Raw genomic sequence first — 20207 nt, forward strand, 5'->3', positions numbered from 1 at the left:
TGCACATGCACAAACAGAGTTATTTTTTTGTTTTATTAGGTTTCTTAGCACTAATCGGTGCATTTGGCAATCTTGCCCATCAGCCGACTCCACTCGGAACATTTGAATATGTTTACAATGACATCAGTTATGTAGGTGGTTTGGCATGGCTATTACCGCTCTTGGCACTTACTGGAACTTGCCTTGGCTTTTTGCGAGTATTTAAATGGAGCAAAATACCCGACTTGCGTTGGTGGAGTGTTTTATTCTCTATAATTAGCCTAGTGGTGCTATTTATCGTTCAAGTACAGTCAGTCCAAAAACTTAACGAATATGCCAGCATTCCGGGAAGTAGCCCGGGCTGGGGTGCATACCTGCAATGGACTGCATATCTGCTTTATTTTGTTTACTCCTTGCGTTGGTATTCCAGCGAAGCAAATGAGCAAAACGGAACTACTGATACTGATGGACTTTCATCGTTCATAATTAATGATTTTATACCTGATGCACCAAGCAAACTCGTCAAAGTGGCGCTTTGCCTCTCCTGCCTGCTAACGGTTTTAGTATTTGAGGCTCCAGTTATCCAAGTCTCCTTGCTGAATAAAAGCGTCGGGATCAACATCAGTGCATCTGACTGGATCTGGGCCTCTTATTTCAGTGCAATTCAAATCAATCTGATTGTTCTAGCACTTATATTTGCTCCGGCAAGAATAAATTCAAGTTATTTATTTTCTGGGAAAACAGCCTGCATCGTGATTGCAATTGCTTATGCTTACATTTGGTGGGAGAGCAAACAACCAATGACAGAAGAGCTTGCAATACAAAAAGAAATGGTTTTCCAAACTACTGCATGGCCTTTTTTAATTGTGATTCTTGTTGCTATAATCGCTACATCTTTACTGCTAATCAACAAGTCACGCAAGAAAAATTTAAAAATGGCTGATTAACAAACGAAGCCGCAAGCACTTAACTGGTTTCGCAAAGCGGCCGAACAGGGCGAAGACACGGCGCAATATAACCTTTCGGCCGTGCAAGCAACTGGTCAAGGCGTTCGGCAAGATTTTGTTCAAACGAGCCGCCGAACAAGAGCTAGCCAAAGGTCAATGAGTCCAACAGGATAATACCCTTGCTGCTCACTGGTATACCAAAGCTGCCGATCAAGGAATAGCAATGGCGCAAACCCATCTTGCTCAATTGTATATGGATGGGCAACAGGCGCCACAAAACTGGGAAATTGTTTATGCACCATTCAATCTTGCCGCCAATGACGCCACCACCAATGCAGCAATAAGCATAGTGCTCGCCGCCGAACAGCTAAGCGCCAGAGACCTTGCCGAGGCAGAGCGACTTAGCAAAGACATAGCCAGACCAAATAATTTGAAACGTGCCATTGAAGCCTACCTCAGACTCTCGATTTAAAAACATGCAGCTTAAGAAATTGGAAGCCTCATGAAAATCAACCCCACACTACTTACCCCACTCATTGCAGTGCTATTTTCGTTTTCAACTGCTGCCTACGCAGGATTTGATGAAGGCCTCACAGCCTATCAAGAAAAGAACTATCCGCTTGCCCTAAAAGAATTTTCTGCTGCGGCAACCCAAGACGATGCGAGAGCTCAATTCGGCCTCGGCCTCTTATATTCCAAGGGTCTTGGTGTAGCACAGGACCATATACAAGCCATCAGTTGGTACCGCAAAGCAGCGGAGAAAGGTAATGCTCAAGCGCAGCATAATCTCGGTCTCATGTATCAAAAAGGCCAAGGTGTTGCACCGGATTACCCGCAAGCCGTCAGCTGGTATCGCAAGGCAGCCGAGCAAGGGTATGCAGATGCGCAAAACAACCTCGGTCAAATGTATGACGAAGGTCGAGGCATAGCACAAAGCTACAATCAAGCCCTGTATTGGTATAGGAAAGCCGCCGAGCAAGGCAATGAAGCTGCACAATTAAATCTAGGCATCATGTACCACTTGGGCCAAGGTGTGAAACAGGATGTCATGCAAGCCTTCAACTGGTATAGCAAAGCAGCCAAGCAAGGACATGCGGGTGCTCAATACAATCTCGGCGTCATGTATGGCAGCGGCCAAGGTACAACACAGGACTACTTGCAAGCGTTCTACTGGTATCGTAAATCAGCCGAGCAAGGGAACGTAGGGGCACTCAACAATCTCAGTGCGATGTTCCTCGGCGGCCAAGGTGTACAGCAAAATCCAATCGTTGCTTATGCTCTATGTAATGTCTCCGCCTCACTAGAAGGATCAACGGACAATAAGGCAATCAAGGTTCGCGATATATTAAAAACTAACATGACGCCCAAGCAAATCACTATTGGGGATGCCCTCAGTCGAGAAATGCTCAAGCCAAATAATTTGTTGAAAGCATTGGATGCCTATTTGAAAAAAAGCTAAAAAGTCAGCAGGGGGACTAGACCTGTTACACAAACTGCTACACAATACTCACCTCGATTGCCACTTAGCCTTAAGAGTTATTTAAAATTAATTTTTAGAATTTACAGAAATTAAGGCAATCTAAAAACTTAAATCATTGAATTTAAACACAAATTCAGCAATGGTTGCGGTGTTTTATCAAGTACGGAAGCGTGGCTGAGTGGTTTAAGGCAGCGGTCTTGAAAACCGTCGGGGATTTACGTCCCCCGTGAGTTCGAATCTCACCGCTTCCGCCAAGACGAAAGAATAAAGCCATGTTTTTACAGGGCTTTATCTTTTTCACCCGCAGTCAACCCCACACTGCCGTATGAGTCCACCGACAGGATCGAATATCCCTTCAGAAAGGCGCGCCCCATGCTGCATGCACGAGACAGTGGAACGGATTGAGCTTGATGTACTGGAGAAGCCTTGCAAGTACTTCAACTGCAAAATCGAAGATCTGATTGAGTACATCCCTGGTGATGAAACAAGACAGGCACATACAGACTAATCCCCACATAACGAGGTGCGAAGCGGATCGCCTATGACTGACCAAGGAAGGTCTGCCAGGTGATGAATTCAAAAGCCCCATGCCCGCAAGCCATTACACCCGTTAGGCTGTTTTTGTGCATTACAGCCAATAAGCTGTAAATGCTCTACGGTAAGGTTGTCGTTGCTGTTCTGAATAGCCTGCAGACATGCAGCATACTGCCACGCCACATCGTGCAGACGCGCGGGCGGCCGCTAGCCCTCACTGTGTCTTGCTGTGCAGAGGCACCTGGGTTTCTGCCTTGCGAGTGGATGGAACGAGTAACAATCCCAAATCTGTGCCCAAGCGTGATTTTCAAATGATTTCCTGCACGGACTCAGCGCAGCCTCGGGGCACATGTGACCAATGCTGACGGCATGATCGACTCTGATGGCGATAAATATACATTAATAATCAAGGCATTGAACACAAACAAATCATGCATGCTTGTCATCTGATGTGCATCGAAATGATCTGAGGCCTGTGCCCATCCTGTGCCCATTGGGCACAAAACGGTGGAAAAGCCCGAAGGTCAGGGCGACTGGTGCGCCCAAAACTGCCCGAAGGTCAAAAAAGGCTGTTTTTCAGGGAGCCGGGGCACAGGATGGGCACAAAAATGGGCACAGAGTGGGTTCTGTGCCCATTTCGGGGAGCCAAAAAGACAAAACCCCTGACCAATTTTTCAATTGAATCAGGGGTTTATGCTTGGTTGCGGGAGCAGGACTCGAACCTGCGACCTTCGGGTTATGAGCCCGACGAGCTTCCAACTGCTCCATCCCGCGTCAGGATGCTTTTAATGCTGTGCCGTTTCGCGTTTTGCGAACCGGCTGGAATTCTTTGGTTGCGGGAGCAGGACTCGAACCTGCGACCTTCGGGTTATGAGCCCGACGAGCTTCCAACTGCTCCATCCCGCGCCAGATGAGCCATGCATACTACAAGGAGGTGCTACTTTCGTCAAGCCGGAATTACTCACAACGCTGAATTAAATTCGCGACAGGGTCAGAAACATAGCGACGTATGCTCGGGAAATGCTTTTTTAGCAAAATTCCGCCAAGCATACCCATGCACGTATCAAGCGGAAATCTCCTCGATGCGGTGACAGGCGATCTGCCGCCCGGAGAGCTCCCGCAGCTGTGGCACTTCGCTGCGACAGCGTTCGGCGGCATAAGGGCAGCGGGTACTGAAGGCGCAGCCGGCCGGCGGGTTCAGGGGGGATGGCAGCTCGCCGACCAGCTTGATCTTGGCCTGCCGATCCTTATGGTGAATGGCCGGTGTTGCCGACATCAGCGCACGGGTATAAGGATGCAGCGGCTGCGCGAAAATCACCGATTTCGGTCCGGTTTCTACCGTACTGCCGAAGTACATCACCATTACGTCGTCGGCGATGTGCTCGACCACGGCCAGATTGTGGCTGATGAACACGTAGGCGGCATTCAGCTCCTGCTGCAGATCCATGAACAGGTTGAGAATCTGCGCCTGGATGGACACGTCCAGCGCCGAAGTCGGCTCGTCGGCCACGACAATTTCCGGCTTGAGCATCATCGCACGGGCAACGGCAATACGCTGCCGCTGGCCGCCCGAGAACATGTGCGGGTAGCGGTGGTAATGCTCGGGACGCAAGCCCACGCGCTGCATCATGTCGCGAACGGCAGCTTCGCGCTCGCCTGCACTGAGCGAGGTATTGAGTAGTAGCGGCTCGCCCAGCATCGTTCCGACCTGCTTGCGAGGATTGAGGCTGGCGTAGGGATTCTGGAACACCATCTGCACGCGCGGGCGGATTGCCTTGAGCTGGGCGGGCGTCGCCGTGGCAGTATCGATGCCATCAACCAGCAATTGTCCGCTGGTGGGCTGCTCGATCAGGGTGAGCTGGCGCGCCAGCGTCGACTTACCGCAGCCGGATTCGCCGACCACCGCCAGCGTTTTGCCCGGCTGCAGCCGGAAGGACACTTCATTGAGCGCCTTGACCGTGGCATGTCCACGCAGAAAGCCGCGCGCGACACTGTAGTGGCGCGACAGCTGCCGCGCCTCGAGAATAATTGGCACGGCCGTTTCAGACATGGCTGGGCTCTCCGGAATCACTCAATGGGGTATAGCAGCGAACCTTAAGCAAATCGTTGATTTCTTGCGTATACCCTTCAGAAATAAACGGAAACAAGGGCGGACGGGCTTCTGCGCAGCGCGGTTTGGCGTAGGGGCAGCGCGGCGCGAGCAGACAGCCATGCGGGCGGTCATACTGCCCGGGAACCACGCCCGGCAATGTCGCCAGCCGCTCAGCGCCCTTGCTGTGTTCCGGTATCGCCGCCAGCAGCGCCTGCGTGTAGGGATGGCGCGGCGTGTCGAAGATTGCCGGCACACTGCTGGTTTCCACCACTTCGCCGGCGTACATCACCGCGACGCGGTCCGCGACCTCGGCCACCACGGCCAGATCGTGGGTGATCAGGATCAGCCCCATGTCGTGCTGCTGCTGCAGGCTGACGAGCAGTTCCATGATCTGTGCCTGCACGGTTACATCCAGCGCCGTGGTGGGCTCGTCAGCGATCAGCAGCTTGGGATTGCAGGCCAGCGCCATCGCGATCATCACCCGCTGGCTCATCCCGCCGGACAACTGATGCGGGTAAGCATCCAGACGGCTGCGTGCCGCGGGGATTTCGACCATTTCCAGCAATTCCAGCGCCCGCCGCCGCGCATCGCCACGCGACAGTCCGCCGTGCAGACGCAGCGTCTCGCACAGCTGGAAGCCGACGGTGTACGCCGGATTCAGGCTGGTCAGCGCATCCTGGAAGATCATCGCAATATCGCGACCGAGAATGGCGCGACGCTGCCGGGCCGACATGGCCAGCATGTCCTGCCCGTCAAAGATCAGGCGTTCGGCGCTCACGCGCCCCGGCGCGTCGATCAGCCCCATCAGAGCCAGCATGGTGACACTCTTGCCGGAGCCGGATTCACCGACAATGCCGACGATTTCACCACGGCTAACCGTCAGATCCAGGCCGTCAACGGCACGGAAAGGATGTACGGTACTGCCGAATTCGACCGAAAGGTTGCGGATTTCGAGAAGGCTCATCGCTTACCCCATTTTCTTCAGCTTCGGATCAAGCGCATCGCGCAGGCCATCACCCATCAGGTTCAGCGCCAGCACGGTAATCAGGATCGCCAGACCAGGCATGGTGACCACCCACCAGGCGCGCTCGATGTAATCGCGGGACGAAGCAAGCATGGCGCCCCATTCCGGTGATGGCGGCTGCACGCCAAGGCCGAGAAAGCCCAGTGCTGCCGCATCGAGAATCGCAGCCGAAAAACCCAGCGTGGCCTGCACGATCAGCGGCGCCATGCAGTTGGGCAGCACGGTATTGAACATCAGCCGTGCCTGACCGGCGCCGGCCAGCCGGCTGGCAATGACGTAATCCTTGTTCAGCTCGGTCATGGCCGCCGCGCGGGTGAGGCGGACGCTGGCCGGCAGACAGACAATGGCAATGGCCAGAATGGTGTTGGCAAGGCCTGGGCCAAGTACGGCTACCACAGCCACGGCCAGCAATAGCGAGGGCAGCGCCATCATCACGTCCATCACGCGCATGATCGCCACACCCAGCCTCTGCGGGTAGAACGCCGCCAGCAGGCCCAGCACGATGCCCGGCAGGATGGACATCAGCACCGACAGCAGGCCGATGAACAAGGAAAGCTGCGCGCCGTAGATCAGCCGCGACAGGATGTCGCGGCCCGCATCGTCGGTCCCCAGGATGAAGCGCCAGCTGCCGCCCTCCATCCACACCGGCGGTGCCAGCAATGCATCGCGGTATTGCTCGCTGGGCGCGTGCGGCGCCAGCAAGGGCGCCAGCAGGGCAGCAACAACCAGCACCACGAAATATGCCAGTGCGATGGTAGCGCCGCGGTTGCCGCGGTAGGCCTGCCAGAATTCGCGCAGCGGCGACGGATAGTCCTGCACCGTCATGGTTTGATGCGTCCCGGATTGAATATCGGCGGCCATGGCTTACCTCGCGTGGCGGATGCGCGGATTGATGACGCCATACAGCACATCAACCAGCAGATTGACCAGAATGATCATGGTGCCGATCAGCAGGATGCCGCCCTGCACCGAGGGATAATCGCGCTGGCCGATTGCGTCGATCAGCCATTTGCCGACACCCGGCCAGGAAAAGATGGTCTCGGTCAGCACGGCACCAGCCAGCAGCGTACCAACTTGCAGGCCGATGACCGTCACCACCGGCATCAGCGCATTGCGCAGCGCATGCACGACGATGATGCGCAGCCGCGACAGCCCCTTGGCACGGGCGGTGCGGATGTAATCCTCGCGCAGCACTTCCAGCATTGCCGAACGCGTCATCCGCGCGATCACCGCGAGCGGAATCGTTCCCAGCACGATGGCGGGCAGCACCAGATGATGCAGCGCCGAAAGGAACGCCCCTTCTTCATCGGACAGTAGCGTATCGATCAGCATGAACCCGGTTTTTGCCTCGATGTCGTACTCCAGCGCGATGCGCCCGGATACCGGCGTCCAGCCCAGATGCACCGAGAACAGCATGATCAGCATCAGCCCCCACCAGAAGATCGGCATCGAATAACCGGTAAGTGCGGCGCCCATCACGCCATGATCCACCACCGTTCCGCGCCGGGTTGCTGCCACCACGCCGGCAACCAGCCCCAGCGGCGTAGCGAACAGCATCGCAGCAAGCGACAGCTCGACCGTCGCAGGGAAGAGCGTGAAGAACTCTTTGACCACCGGCTCGTGGGTGCGGATCGATGTGCCGAGATCGCCCTGCAGCAAACCGGACAGATAGTGCCAGTACTGCAGGTACAGCGGCTGGTCGAGGCCAAGACGGTGCATCGCCGCCTTGTAGAACTCCGGATCGAGGTTGCGCTCGCCGACCAGCAGCAGCACCGGGTCGCCCGGAATCATGTGAATCAGCGCAAAGGCCAGCAGCGTTATTCCGAGAAAGGTTGGAATGACGACGGCCAGTCGGCGCAGGACAAATCCAAACATGGCAATACTCCCCTCCCCATGTCGCCGGAGCACCCATAGAAATTAAGGGATAGAAAGATACGTACTAGAGACGACAAGGCCGGCACACCGCCGCAACGGTGCTGCCGGCCGGATCATGGGCTTACTTCAGCGAAACGCCGTAGAAGGACATCAGGTTGAACGGGCTGATCTTGAAGCCCTGCACTTCCTTGCGCATCGGCTGATAGACCGTCGAGTGGGCAATGGTCGTCCAGGGCACTTCCTGCTTGAAGATCTCCTGCGCCTTCTCGTACATCTTGCTGCGCTCGGCCTGATTGTTGATGGTGCGGGCTTTGACGATCAGATCGTTGAATTCTTTCTGGCACCACTGGGCGTAGTTGTTGCCACCCACCGCCGAGCAGCCAAGATTCACACCCAGCCAGTTGTCCGGATCACCATTGTCACCGTTCCAGCCGACCAGCATGGAGTCATGCTCGCCCCCCTTGCCGCGCTTGAGGTATTCGCCCCACTCGTAGGTCACAATCTTGGCCTTGATGCCGATCTTGGCCCAGTCCGCCTGGATCATTTCGGCCATCAGCTTGGCATTGGGGTTGTACGGACGCTGCACCGGCATCGCCCACAGGGTGATTTCGGTGCCTTCCTTCACGCCGGCCTTGGCCAGCAGCGACTTGGCCTTGGCCACATCAAAGGCCGGGTCCTTCAGCTTCTTGTTGTAGGACCACTGTGTCGGCGGCATCGGATTGGTCGCCGGCTGGCCGGCGCCCTGATACACCGCATCGATGATGGCTTTCTTGTTGATCGCCATGTCGAGCGCCTGACGCACCGCCAGCTGATCCAGCGGCTTGTGCTTGACGTTGTAGGCCAGGAAACCGACGTTGAAACCGGCCTGGTTGGGCACGGTCAGCGCGGCATTACCCTGCATGGCCTTCAGATCGGCCGGCTTGGGGAAGGACATGATGTGGCACTCGCCCTTCTGCAGCTTCTGATAGCGCACCGAGGCATCCGGCGTAATCGCGAAAATCAGCTTGTCGAGCTGGACTTCACCCTTGCGCCAGTAGTCCTTGTTGCCATCAAAGCGGATATTGGAATCCTTCTGGTAGCTCTTGAACACAAAGGGGCCGGTGCCAACCGGCTGGGCATTGATCTGTGCAGCCTTGCCGGATTTGAGCAGGCTGTCGGCATACTCAGAAGACTGAATGGATGCAAACGACATCGCCAGATTCTGCAGGAACGCCGCATCAACCGCCTTCAGTTTGAAGCGCACGGTATTGGCATCGACCTTCTCGACCGCAACGATATTGCTATCCATGCCCATGTCGGTGACGTACGGGTATTCCGCCGGCGCCGCCTTGTTGAACGGATGGTTCTTGTCGATCAGGCGCTGGAAGGAAAACACCACATCATCGGCGTTGAAATCACGGGTGGGCTTGAAGTTCGGTGTGGTGTGGAACTTCACACCGCGGCGCAGGGTGAAGGTGTAGGTCAGACCATCACTGGAAATGTCCCATTTCTCGGCCAGCCCCGGGCGGATCTGCGTCGAGCCGCGCTCGAATTCCACCAGACGGTTGAACACGGTTTCGGCCGAGGCATCCATGTCGGTGCCGGCGGTGTAACGTGCCGGATCAAAACCGGCCGGGCTGCCTTCGGAGCAGTAGATCAGGGTCTTGCCAGCGGCAAATGCACTGCCGGCACCCAGCAGCAGCGCGGTAGCCAGCGTAAAAGTACGCAACGGGGTATGCATCAAAACCTCTCCTTCTGGTGGCGCCCGGCGCCATTTTTATCGGAAAACAGGCTCATCCTAGGCGCAGCCCCGTTCATCCGTTATCGGGAATATCCCGAACCGCCCAGAAATGCTGACCAGCGTCAAGCGACAGCCTGTGCAATTGCAGGACAACACACTGACCCGGCACTGCCACTGTGCGGCACCCGCAGGCCAGCACAGCCATGGGCTGGCCAAACGCCCGGCTGCCGCCCGCCGTTCTGGCGCGGTATGATGCGGCACTACACAACCCGCACGCGCCCGCCATGCCGCTTTACATCCCCGACACCATCGCTGCCATTGCCACCGCCCCCGGACGCGGAGGGGTCGGCGTGATCCGCATCTCCGGCAAGGCGCTGGGTGAATTCACCGAACGGCTGCTCGGCCGCAGCCTGACACCCCGCTACGCGCACTTCACCCGCTGGCGCGACGAGCGGGGGCAGGTGCTCGACGAAGGGCTGTCGCTGTCTTTCCCGGGTCCGAATTCCTTTACCGGCGAGGACGTACTGGAACTGCAGGGCCACGGCGGGCCGGTCGTGCTGAACATGCTGCTGCGCCGCTGCATCGAGCTGGGCGCACGCCATGCCGAGCCGGGCGAATTCACCAAGCGCGCCTTTCTGAACGGCAAACTCGATCTGGCACAGGCCGAAGCCGTCGCCGACCTGATCGACGCACAATCGGAAGCGGCCGCCAAATCGGCGCTGCGCTCGCTCGACGGCGCCTTTTCCAGTGAAGTGAACGCCCTGGTTGATCAGCTGATCAACCTGCGCATGCTGGTCGAGGCCACACTCGATTTTCCCGAAGAAGACATCGACTTCCTCGAGGCTGCCAACGCCCGCGGCAAGCTGGGGGGCATTCGTGAACAGTTGCTGAAGGTGCTGGCCACCGCCACCCAGGGCCGCCTGTTGCGCGAAGGCGCGCACGTGGTGCTGATCGGCCAGCCCAATGTCGGCAAATCCAGCCTGATGAACGCACTGGCTGGCGAAGATGTCGCCATTGTCACCGACATCGCCGGCACCACGCGGGACACCGTGCGCGAGCTGCTGAGCATTAACGGCGTACCGCTGCACGTGATCGACACCGCCGGCCTGCGCGAGACCGACGACCTCGTCGAACGCATCGGCATCGAACGCACCTGGGCGGCGGTCGGCAAGGCCGATCTGGCGCTATTGCTGCTGGACAGCCGCGAAGGCATCACCTCCCACGATCAGGCCATTCTTGAGCGGCTTCCGGTCGGATTGCCGGTGCTGCGCGTATTCAACAAGATCGACCTCACCGGCGAGCAGGCCGGAACAGTGGCCGAGGATGAAGTCCACGTCTCGGCCAAGCAGGGTATCGGCCTGGACGCACTGAAGAACAAGCTATTGGAGCTGGCCGGGTGGCAGGGTATGGATGACAACATCTGGATCGCGCGCGAACGCCATCTGGACGCAATCCGTCGCGCACAGGAACACCTGGATCTGGCCGATGCCGCCTACCAGCAGATCGAGCTGCTGGCGGAAGAGCTGCGGCTGGCACAGAACGCGCTGAACGAAATCACCGGCGCCTTCAGCGCCGATGACCTGCTCGGCGTGATCTTCAGCCGCTTCTGCATAGGAAAATGACAACAATGACCCAGATTGATTTCTGCAATGCAGATGCAAAGCAACTCAGAATCTGAGTCGGCATCTTGGTTACCCAAGATGATCATGGCAACTTGCCCGTTGTGACCAGTTTGCTCATGATGGTTGTCGTGGGTAGCCAGACCACCTGATCGTCGAAATTCTCATCGGCATTGCGGCTGACAAACACGGTGTCTCCATCGCCATTCTCCTGCTCATCCGCATTGCTGGTGCTGCTGTAGCGGCTGCCATCGGGCAGGTAGGCACCCAGCCCGTTGGCACCCACTGATATGACCACAGCCGGGACATTGCTGACCAAGGCTGCACCGGACAACCCCTTCAGATCGATATCTCCGGCAGTGGGAAGAGTAAAGCACGGCTTGCTGTAGGCCTTGTCACCGCATTGCGCTCCGGTATCGCGCTTGGTAAATGCAGCAGTAACCCGATAGTTCAAACGGCGCCCCCAGGCATCCAGCTGGGGCACACCCAGCGTTACCCAGGGAAGGCCCCCCTCCTTGAGCGCGCACTGACCCGAAGCATCCCTGCTACTGTCTTCGACGCCAGCGCCTGCAGCAGTCTCTGCCAAGGTCGCCACGGATGGGCAGGGCAGCCGGTTATTGATCAGCAGATAGCCGAGCAGCGCTTCCTGCGCCTGCGCCAGCCCGCTGCGGGTTTCTGCCAGGCGCCGAGAATCCAGTTGTGCTGACAGGGGAGCCAGCATGGCCCCCAGCAGCAAGCCGATAATCAGCAGCACCACTGACAACTCAACCAGGCTAAAGCCACGCTGCACTTCCTTCATGGCGGATCTCCCAGCGCCAGCGTACACAGGCGATCATTATTGGCAGCACCTCGCTGGCTGCAGCGCCAGCGCGTCTGCCAGATGCCTGGCAGCTGATAAACGTCCGCGGCAGGTGTCGAGTTGCTCCAGCCATCCTGGTTGGCACTGTCTTCGAGATAGTCGCCGAGACTGGTACTGACCAGCAGGTTTTTGCTCTGGGGTGTTGCGATGCGCACAATACTGCCTCGCGGAGAGCCGGGGAAAATGACCAGCGCATCCGGATTGTCGCTCAGCCCGGTAACGGTGATCGTCCCGCAATCCGAATACACCGGCTTGCCATTGCAACCGGGCGTATTGATGTCATTGCCATGCCCATCGGTGCAGTGACTTGGCTTGCCATTGCCATTGCCATTGCCATTGCCATTGCCCGTGGCAGCTCCGTCACTGGCAACGGCAAAGTACACCGCGCGATACCACAGGTTCTGCTTGAACCAGACCGGGTAGGCCAGCACGATGTCGCTCCCGCCGGGTGGCGCATCGACTTGCGGCAGAATGCCGCGACAGACATTGCTCTGGCTGCGGCAGATACTGCTGCCGGTGGTGACAATGCCCGGGTCATTGTCCCGGCACTTGCTGTCCGAAATGAGTGCAGGCCGGGGATAGGGCACATGATCCGGATTATTGGCACTGTTGCGGTACGCACTAATCGCCTGCCGTACAGCTGCAGCCAGGCGGGGAACGATGGCATCCAGCAGATCGCTGCCACTAAGGACAATCAGCTGGTCATTGAAATCCGTGGCCGCATCGGCCGCGATAAAGGGCCCGCCCGCTGTGGCATTGTTCCGCCCGCCGGTGGCATCCAGATAGTTGGCCGCCGCCGTTACGCCAGCAACACGATCCTGTGCAGGCAAGGCCGGCCCGGGGGCAAAAATCACCGCCGCGGCTTCCTCGCCGGCGGGGGTCTGCAACTGGATGCCTCCGCCGGCATAGACCTGCAGGCTGGCACGGGTATCACTGTTGACCAAGCGAATTTCTGAAGAGGTACGGCGCTTGAAGCCGCCATCGACGGCATACCAGAGCGGCTCGCCATAGCCGTCGACCAGTCTGGCAATACCCAGTGTCCGCCAGGGCAACCTCCCGAGCGCGCCTGCCGCGCAACTGGCGGCCTCGAGACCTTCGCTGGCCGAGCCCGGCGGACTGGTATCCGGGCACGGCAGCTCGCCCGGGCTGCCAGCCGAACTGGAGCTGGCATCGTCGCCACGGGCGATACTCCAGGCCAGCAGCGCACTGCGCGCCTGCTGCAGGGCTTCCGCCGATTTTCTACGCTTGATTTCGTCCGGACTGATCCGGTTCAGCGCCCGAACCAGCAAGGTCAGCGCAAGCGTCCCAACCAGCAGCAGAAGCAGCAGCAATACCGCTCCGCGCTGGGCACTCGCAATTCCCGGGGCCTTCATCGTGGCTCCACCCTGACACGCGGCCCGCCGATCACCCGGCCATCACTGCTCTGCCAGAGCTCGCCGGGCTTGACCTGAGCCGGGGGAGCTTGACGCCCCGGCTGGCCGTCCAGCCAGTAGATGGCTTGTCCTTGCTGGCGACGCATCTGCCCGTCATAGCGGCGTACGGCTGGCGCAGCAGCCGAAGCCGGCAAAGCCTGCTGCTGCACCGGCGCAGTGCGCTCCTGCGGGGAATAGAACAGTCTCCCCCACTCGGGCTCTGCAGCCATTCCCTGGCCCAGCAGCAGCCACGTCGCCATGACCATGAATCCCCCCCGCCTCATCCCCCACCCTCCTGCGCTTGCGGCGACACCATCGTGGCCCAGTCATATTCGCACTCCACGCTGATGCCGGTTTGCGGTGGAAGCAATCGCAGCAGGGTACAGTGTCTGGGCAACAGGCGACCGGGTTGTGACTGCAACTGCGCGGTGACCCGCGAATACTGCAACTCATCACTGGCACGATAGCTCAGCTGCAAGCGGCTCACCCGCACGCTGGCGTGAGCTTCCCCCGCACCGGCCAGGGCCTGCCGGGCCCCCAGGTCATAGGACAGCGCCAGCCCTGGCTGCCTGGCCTGCAGCAAATCCAGCGCTTCGATCCAGGCCAGGCGCGGCTCCTGCCCCAGTACGCCCTCTTGCTGCAAACGCGAATATGGCACCATCCGGAGGGTCAGCGTATCCCAGCGCTGTTCCGCAAGCCGGGCATCGGTCTCGGCCGCATCCGCACGCAGTTGCAGCGCCCTAGCAAACTGAACATCCCTGAGCTGATACAGCCACGCACCAACCAATAGTGCCAGTGCGATCGCCACAGCAATGCCAGACCAGATCAATGCAGGGCGCAGCTCCTGCCAATCCTGCGCAGAAAGCTTCATGGCATCTCCTTGGCGGCCGGGCGCGCCAGCAACAGCAGAAAATCATGCCGCCCGTTCACGGCGGCCACCGATTGCGCCTGCTCGCTCCCACGGGTACCAATGGGTAGCTGTACGGGTTCAACCGACACGCCGGGCATAGCCGCGATCCGTTGCATCAAGCGCTCGAATTCCTGCATGGCCTGGCGATATTCGCCAGCCTCGGCCTGCAGATGCCCTCCCAGCAATACGAACTCGGTGCCGGGCAAGACTGAAACTTCGGCCTCTTCTGCAACCTGACTGGCCGCGCTTTGCTGCAACGTCGCCGCCAGCTGCGGCCGCTGCCCAAGCTGCCATTCGTAACGGTCAATTGTCAGTCCGGGGAAATCGAGCAGAATCTGACTCAGCTGCCGTGCAGCCAGCTCCGGATCCGGCCAACGCCGGAACAGCGTTTCTTCGATGCGCACACTGGCATCCATCCAGGCCGGATCAAAACCGGGCCGGGAATCCAGCAGAATACTGAATTGCCGCTGCTGTGCCAGCGCTGCATTCAGCCGCTGCTGCAAGCGGGCATGTCCGGGCTGCTGCGAATCGACACCCCAGAGCATTGCAGCCGCAACCAGCAAACTAGCCAGCACCAGCCCCGCGCTCATCCAGTGCAGGGCACGGATTCCTTGCCGAAGGCGCTGATAACGGCGCTGCTCCGGTAGCGCATACTGATCGGCAACCCGCCCCCTTGCCAGCTCACCCAGCGCCGCCTCAAGCCAGCTAGCGGCCGGCTGGCCGAGCTCGGCCAGCCCGATAAGCCGCAGCCGGATTGCCGCATCGTCACCAGCCAGCTGGTTGCGCAAACTGGCCAGTTCGCACTCGCTCAATCCGGGGTCGCACAGCAGCACCTCAAGTATTTCGTCCCGGGCAAGCTGGCGCAGGGTTGCCAGATACTGGCGGGTACGCAGAATCTCGCTGGCCAGTGCGCTGCCACGTTCATGCTCCTGCAAGCCTGCCTGCCTGGCAAAGCGCAGTCCTTCGGCATTGAAATAGGCCTGCCGCCACAGTCCGGGCAACAACTCGCAGAGCAACAAGGTATGCGGGCTCGCCGCAGGATTGCCCCAGCGCCGGTACCACCCACCCAGCACCTGGGTTACGGAGCTGATCCCTGCCAGGGCAGCACGGCGCTGCAGCATGACGTCGACCAGAAAATCCAGCGGGGCCGGTTGGGTAAGCCCGGACAGCAGATAGGCTTCGCCATCGGCACGGTGCCGGCGGCTGATCCGGCGCAAGCAACGATAGGGGGTCTGCCGGAAATGCTGCTCCAGCTTGCGTGCCAGCAATGCCTTGCGATCTGCGGCACCCAGCGAGGGCAGCCGCTCAAGAACGAACTCCTCCTCAACCTGATCCACCAGAATGAACCAGGGACGCCGGGGCTCGTTCGCCAGCAATTGCGCCAGTGCCGCAGCGCCGTGCTCGTCACAGGGCAATTCACCACTCAGCGCCGCAGCACCCATACGCCGTGCCAGCCAGAGGCTGAAGCCTGCATTTCCCAGTACGGCAACATGCATTGCGCGACTCATCTCAACCTGCTGATCGTATCGAAAATCGGCCCCAGTACCGAGGCCATGATCCACAACAGGATCAGCCCGAGCACCACCGTCATCACCGGCTCGACCAGCGCCTGGATACGCTCGATCGCCTCACGCACATCCCGACCATAAAAGTAGGCGGCATTTTGCAGTGCATCGTCGAGCTGCCCGGTATTCTCGCCCACGCGCAACATGCGCAACACCAGTGGCGGAAAGAGGCCAAGCTGGCCGAATGCCGCACTGACCCCCAGGCCCTCGCTGATCTGCTGCTCCGCACGAACCAGTGCGGCACTGATCACCCGGTTTCCCATCAGCCCCTGACAGACATTCAAACAGGCCAGCACCGGAATGCCTGCGGCATACATCAAGGCAAAGTAACTGGCAAAGCGCCCCAGAATGATTTTTTGCAGAATGGGCCCGAGCACCCAGATCCGCAGTTTCAGTGCATCGACCCGGTAGCGGAACGACTCACTATACTTGTAGCTGTATCTTGCCAAAGATATTGATATAAAAGGAACACCAAGCAATACCCACCAATACGCACTAATCAGCTGTGACACTGCAATCAGCAAGCGGGTATTCCACGGCAGCGTGGAATGCATGGCCTTGATGAACTCGACCAGCTGCGGCACGAGATACACCATCAGGAACACCACCACGCACAGCACCAGCCCGCCAACAAAGGCCGGGTACAGCACCAAGCGCTTGGCCTGAGCCGCGAGCTCATCCTGCCATTTCAGCGTTTCGGTCAAGTTGCGCAGCACTTCCGGCAAGCGCCCCGACACCTCGCCCGCCCTGACCAGATTGACGAAAACCGCGTCAAAAATACTCGGGTGCGCCTGCAAGGCCTGGGAAAAACTGCGCCCACCTTCGATGTCATCAATCAGGCTCGCCACCACATTGCGAAAGTACGGGTGCTCCAGCGAATCGCGCAGATCGGCGAGCCCCTCCAGCAAGGGCACCCCTGCACGGGTCAGCTGCTCAAGGTGGAAACAAAAGGTGATCAGATCCCGACGCCGGATCCGCCGTGTCCGCAGGCTTCCCTGCTGCAGTGCCTTCGCACGGATCAGGATCAGTCCGAGACGTGACAGCCGCAGCTCGAGATCAGCCAGATTGACGGCATCCAGCGTACCCTGCTGCAAGCGGCCATCCTGATCTGTTGCGCGGTAATGAAATTGCATGCGCCCTCCCGCTCAGAGCACGATGCGCTCGGTAAGGTCGACCACCCGCGACACCTCATCGAGCGAAGTCGTGCCATCCAGAACACGCCGGCAGCCGTCATCGGCCAGCATCCGGAAGCCATGGCGCAGCGCCACTGCACGGATTTCCTGCATGGTCGCCCGACGGGCAACCATTTCATCCAGCTCCGGGTTCATGCGCAGCAACTCCATGATGGCGGTACGCCCCTGATAGCCGGTTTCTGCGCAGTGGGCGCAGCCACGGGCGCGGTAGATACTTCCACTCCACCCGGCAGGCTCACCCAGCAAGCGCAGCTCGAAATCATCCGGCGCGTAGGCCTCCCGGCAATGCACGCAGAGCTTGCGCACCAGCCGCTGCGCAATGATGCCGATAATGTTGCCGGCCATGATATCCGCCTGCACGCCGATATCCAGCAGGCGCGGCAAGGCGCCCAGCGCGGAGCTGGTGTGCAGGGTCGAATACACCTGATGACCGGTCATCGCAGCCCGGAATGCCATGTCGGCCGTATCGCGATCACGGATTTCCCCCACCAGGATGATGTCCGGATCCTGACGCATCATCGAGCGGATACCGTTGGCGAAATCCATGCGGGCGGCCTCGTTGACCGAGGTCTGCCGGATCTGGGGGATCGGGTACTCGACTGGATCCTCCAGTGTCATGATGTTCACTTCAACTGTATTGATGTGATTCAGTATCGAATAGAGCGTGGTTGTCTTGCCTGATCCGGTGGGGCCGGTTACCAGAATGATGCCCTCCGGGCGGGCTATCATCAGGCGCAACAGATTGAGGTTGCGTTCCTCGAGCCCCAGCCTGTCCAGGGGCACCAGTCCTTTCTGGCGATCCAGAATCCGCAGCACCAGATTCTCGCCCCAGCTCGTCGGCTGGCTGGAGACCCGGAAATCCAGTGGCCGCCCTGCCAGCGACAAGGAAATGCGGCCATCCTGCGGGGCGCGGGTTTCCGCAATATTCATCGTCGCCATCACCTTCAGTCGCACCACCATTGCCGGCCAGTAAGTGCGGTGCAGCGCGCGAATCTGCCGCAGCACCCCGTCGATGCGGTAACGGATGCGCACAAAGGCCTGCTCGGGCTCGAAATGGATATCCGACGCCCCCCGGGTGACGGCATCGGCCAGCAAGGCATCAATCAACCGCACCACCGGCTGGCTGTAGGCGTTATCCGTGGCCGACAGGCTGCTCCAGTCGACCTCGCCGGTTTCGATCTCCCGCAAGATGCCGTCAATGGACAGCTCAAATCCGTAATACTGGTCAATCGCATGCAGCACATCCGATTCACCCGCCAGCATCGGCACAATGTCCAGGCCCTTGACCAGCGTACGCAGCTGATCCAGCGCAACCAGATTGTTCGGATTGACCATGGCGACAGTCAGGCGGCTTATCGCGTGATCCAGCGCCACCGGCAGTACCAGCAAGCGCTTGGCGACGTCCTTGCCGAGCAAAGCCAGCGCGTTGGCGGCAGGAATGACTCGCGAAAGATCAATGCTCTGGCTACCCAGATTTTCCGAGAGAGCCTCGCGCAGGACACCTTCCGAGACAAAGCCCTGCGACACCATCAGCTTGCCTAGCGGCTCGCCAGAACGGCGCTGCTCCAGCAAGGCAATGCGCAGCTGATCCTGGGTAATCAGCCCCTTGCTGACCAGCAACTCCCCCAGAGGGAGCTTGCTGCGCGTGACCCCGTTCATGGCGCATCTCCCGCCAACTGCTGAAGACGCCGCATCACCGCATCCAGATTGAAGCGGTAGGGCTGCCGCCCAGCCAGCTGGATCGCCTTGCCATAGTATTCCCCTGCCAATCGGGCCTGGCCAAGCTGGTCAAGGCATACAGCCAGATTGAAGGCCAGATCCGGGTTGTCCGAATCGCGTTCCCATGCCTGGAAATACAGCTCCTGCGCTTCGGCCCAGCGCTGTTGCCGCACATAATGCTGTGCCAGCAGCAGGGTATTGGCCGGATGATCCTGCTGATGCAGACGGCTGGCATCGACCTCATCGAAAGACTGTAATGCCAGCAGGCCCGCCTGTGCATCGGCATCTCTGGGATAGAGCTGCAACAGACGCTGATACACGGCCTGGGCCGCATCCGGGCGCCCCTGCTGCACGGCGATTGCGGCAACACCGAGCAGCGCATCACGATTACCGGAGTCCCCCCGCAAAACAGTACGGTATGCCTGCAGGGATTGCTCCAGCTCTCCTTGCTGATAATGCTGCCAGCCCTGCTGCAGCCATGCATTGATCTCCGGGTTCGCTGGCGGTTGCCGCTCGAAACGCGGCAGCGGCGCAGCCACAGCTGGACCCTTTGCATCCGCATGTGCCGGAGAGGAGGCGCTCAGCGGGATCGCAGTTACGATCACCGCACTGCGGGAGGACGCATCCACCACAGGCTCCATCAGCGGGGATGGCGCAAGCGCCGCCGCGTGGATCTGGCTGGTCACACCCTGTTCATGTTTCTCACTGGTAACGGCCGCGCTGGCGCGCATCGCAGTTGCTTGCGGAAGCGTGGCGGACGGTTGCAACCGATACCATTGCCAGAAGACCCACAACGCAGCAATCAGCACCGCAGTGCCACCGGCAATCATCAGCCAGATCACGCGCCGCCCTACTCCCTCTGCGGACACCGGCATGCGGGCTTCTGCTCCTCGAGTCTCAGGGGCAGGCTGCGCGGCCGGTGCGGCAATAGCGGCAGGCTCGGTTACCGGCAAAGACGGAGGTGCAGAGGCCATTTCCGAAGCCGCCAGCAGCCCAGGCAGCACGGGGAGAGGCCCGTTTTCGCTTTGCCCAGTTTCTGAGTCCCCAGTGAGTAGAGCCGATTCGTCCACCTGCAGGGACAGACCTGTATCGTCATCCGCTTGCTCGACGACCTGTGGCATATCGGCCTGGCTCAAGCTGGGCGTGAGCGAGCCCTCGGAAGGGTCATCCAGCTGCAGCTCCGGCAAGGGATGCTCCGGACCGGCAGCATCCTCTGCGGACTGTTGCAGTTTCTTCTGCTCCTCGGCCTGACGCAGGGCGCGCAATAACAGACTCATCG

18 protein-coding genes and 3 tRNA genes are annotated in these 20207 nt (G+C 59.3%); 6 read left to right on the forward strand and 15 right to left on the reverse strand.

Annotated features, from left to right (window positions below; all coding sequences use genetic code 11):
• Positions 1–5 precede the first annotated feature (5 nt).
• The 5 genes from INR99_RS00080 to INR99_RS17865 all read left to right on the forward strand — a co-directional run bounded on the left by INR99_RS00080 (position 6) and on the right by INR99_RS17865 (position 2914).
• Positions 6–926, forward strand: coding sequence for a hypothetical protein (locus INR99_RS00080; protein WP_144290330.1), 921 nt, complete (start codon positions 6–8; stop codon positions 924–926).
• A gap of 223 nt (positions 927–1149) precedes the next feature.
• Positions 1150–1398 carry a hypothetical protein gene (locus tag INR99_RS00085; RefSeq protein WP_028454458.1) on the forward strand — a complete coding sequence of 83 codons (249 nt, stop codon included), beginning with the start codon at positions 1150–1152 and terminating at the stop codon, positions 1396–1398.
• A 30-nt stretch (positions 1399–1428) separates the two neighbouring features.
• On the forward strand, positions 1429–2385 hold the full coding sequence (locus INR99_RS00090; RefSeq protein ID WP_051304604.1) for a tetratricopeptide repeat protein: 957 nt from the start codon (positions 1429–1431) through the stop codon (positions 2383–2385).
• Positions 2386–2570: 185 nt separating this feature from the next.
• A tRNA-Ser gene (locus tag INR99_RS00095) sits at positions 2571–2660 on the forward strand.
• Positions 2661–2785: 125 nt separating this feature from the next.
• The gene (locus INR99_RS17865; RefSeq protein WP_373308262.1) at positions 2786–2914 is read left to right on the forward strand and encodes a helix-turn-helix domain-containing protein; all 129 of its coding nucleotides are present in this window, start codon (positions 2786–2788) and stop codon (positions 2912–2914) included.
• Between the two features lie 724 nt (positions 2915–3638).
• Here INR99_RS17865 and INR99_RS00105 read toward each other — a convergent pair.
• The 7 genes from INR99_RS00105 to INR99_RS00135 all read right to left on the reverse strand — a co-directional run bounded on the left by INR99_RS00105 (position 3639) and on the right by INR99_RS00135 (position 9651).
• Positions 3639–3714: transfer RNA gene (locus tag INR99_RS00105), tRNA-Met, on the reverse strand.
• Positions 3715–3770: 56 nt separating this feature from the next.
• A tRNA-Met gene (locus tag INR99_RS00110) sits at positions 3771–3846 on the reverse strand.
• A gap of 157 nt (positions 3847–4003) precedes the next feature.
• Positions 4004–4990: a peptide ABC transporter ATP-binding protein gene (locus INR99_RS00115; RefSeq protein WP_194114261.1), complete on the reverse strand. Its 987-nt coding sequence runs from the start codon at positions 4988–4990 to the stop codon at positions 4004–4006.
• Positions 4983–5996, reverse strand: a complete 1014-nt coding sequence (locus INR99_RS00120) for an ABC transporter ATP-binding protein (protein WP_194114262.1) — start codon at positions 5994–5996, stop codon at positions 4983–4985. The genes INR99_RS00115 and INR99_RS00120 overlap by 8 nt, the downstream gene beginning before the upstream one ends.
• Before the next feature lie 3 nt (positions 5997–5999).
• Complete coding sequence (locus tag INR99_RS00125; protein WP_228098009.1) at positions 6000–6917, reverse strand: ABC transporter permease subunit; 918 nt, start codon at positions 6915–6917, stop codon at positions 6000–6002.
• 3 nt (positions 6918–6920) lie between these two features.
• Positions 6921–7931 (reverse strand): ABC transporter permease subunit, encoded by a 1011-nt coding sequence (locus tag INR99_RS00130; RefSeq protein ID WP_194114263.1) that lies wholly within the window; start codon positions 7929–7931, stop codon positions 6921–6923.
• A 121-nt stretch (positions 7932–8052) separates the two neighbouring features.
• Positions 8053–9651, reverse strand: a complete 1599-nt coding sequence (locus tag INR99_RS00135) for an ABC transporter substrate-binding protein (protein WP_194114264.1) — start codon at positions 9649–9651, stop codon at positions 8053–8055.
• A 284-nt stretch (positions 9652–9935) separates the two neighbouring features.
• Here INR99_RS00135 and mnmE point away from each other — a divergent pair, with 284 nt between their 5' ends.
• Positions 9936–11273: a tRNA uridine-5-carboxymethylaminomethyl(34) synthesis GTPase MnmE gene (gene mnmE, locus INR99_RS00140; RefSeq protein WP_194114954.1), complete on the forward strand. Its 1338-nt coding sequence runs from the start codon at positions 9936–9938 to the stop codon at positions 11271–11273.
• 82 nt (positions 11274–11355) lie between these two features.
• On the opposite strand, the gene INR99_RS00145 is transcribed toward mnmE, so the two are convergent.
• From INR99_RS00145 to INR99_RS00180, 8 genes are read right to left on the reverse strand one after another with little or no spacing between them, the layout of a single operon-like run.
• Entirely contained in the window at positions 11356–12069 is a 714-nt protein-coding gene (locus INR99_RS00145; protein WP_194114265.1) for a type II secretion system protein, read from the reverse strand.
• A complete protein-coding gene (locus tag INR99_RS00150; RefSeq protein ID WP_194114266.1) occupies positions 12066–13502 on the reverse strand; it encodes a hypothetical protein in 1437 nt (478 codons plus the stop codon). Before INR99_RS00150 ends, INR99_RS00145 begins: the two co-directional genes overlap by 4 nt.
• Positions 13499–13801 carry a hypothetical protein gene (locus tag INR99_RS00155; protein ID WP_194114267.1) on the reverse strand — a complete coding sequence of 101 codons (303 nt, stop codon included), beginning with the start codon at positions 13799–13801 and terminating at the stop codon, positions 13499–13501. Before INR99_RS00155 ends, INR99_RS00150 begins: the two co-directional genes overlap by 4 nt.
• 20 nt (positions 13802–13821) lie before the next feature.
• Complete coding sequence (locus INR99_RS00160) at positions 13822–14412, reverse strand: hypothetical protein (RefSeq protein WP_194114268.1); 591 nt, start codon at positions 14410–14412, stop codon at positions 13822–13824.
• Positions 14409–15959 carry a hypothetical protein gene (locus INR99_RS00165; RefSeq protein WP_194114269.1) on the reverse strand — a complete coding sequence of 517 codons (1551 nt, stop codon included), beginning with the start codon at positions 15957–15959 and terminating at the stop codon, positions 14409–14411. Before INR99_RS00165 ends, INR99_RS00160 begins: the two co-directional genes overlap by 4 nt.
• On the reverse strand, positions 15956–17149 hold the full coding sequence (locus tag INR99_RS00170; RefSeq protein WP_194114270.1) for a type II secretion system F family protein: 1194 nt from the start codon (positions 17147–17149) through the stop codon (positions 15956–15958). Before INR99_RS00170 ends, INR99_RS00165 begins: the two co-directional genes overlap by 4 nt.
• 12 nt (positions 17150–17161) lie before the next feature.
• Entirely contained in the window at positions 17162–18868 is a 1707-nt protein-coding gene (locus INR99_RS00175; protein ID WP_194114271.1) for a GspE/PulE family protein, read from the reverse strand.
• Positions 18865–20205: a tetratricopeptide repeat protein gene (locus tag INR99_RS00180; protein ID WP_194114272.1), complete on the reverse strand. Its 1341-nt coding sequence runs from the start codon at positions 20203–20205 to the stop codon at positions 18865–18867. The genes INR99_RS00175 and INR99_RS00180 overlap by 4 nt, the downstream gene beginning before the upstream one ends.
• Positions 20206–20207 lie beyond the last annotated feature (2 nt).

This window comes from Chitinilyticum piscinae (assembly GCF_015223195.1).
In the GTDB taxonomy this organism is placed as follows: Bacteria; Pseudomonadota; Gammaproteobacteria; order Burkholderiales; family Chitinibacteraceae; genus Chitinilyticum; species Chitinilyticum piscinae.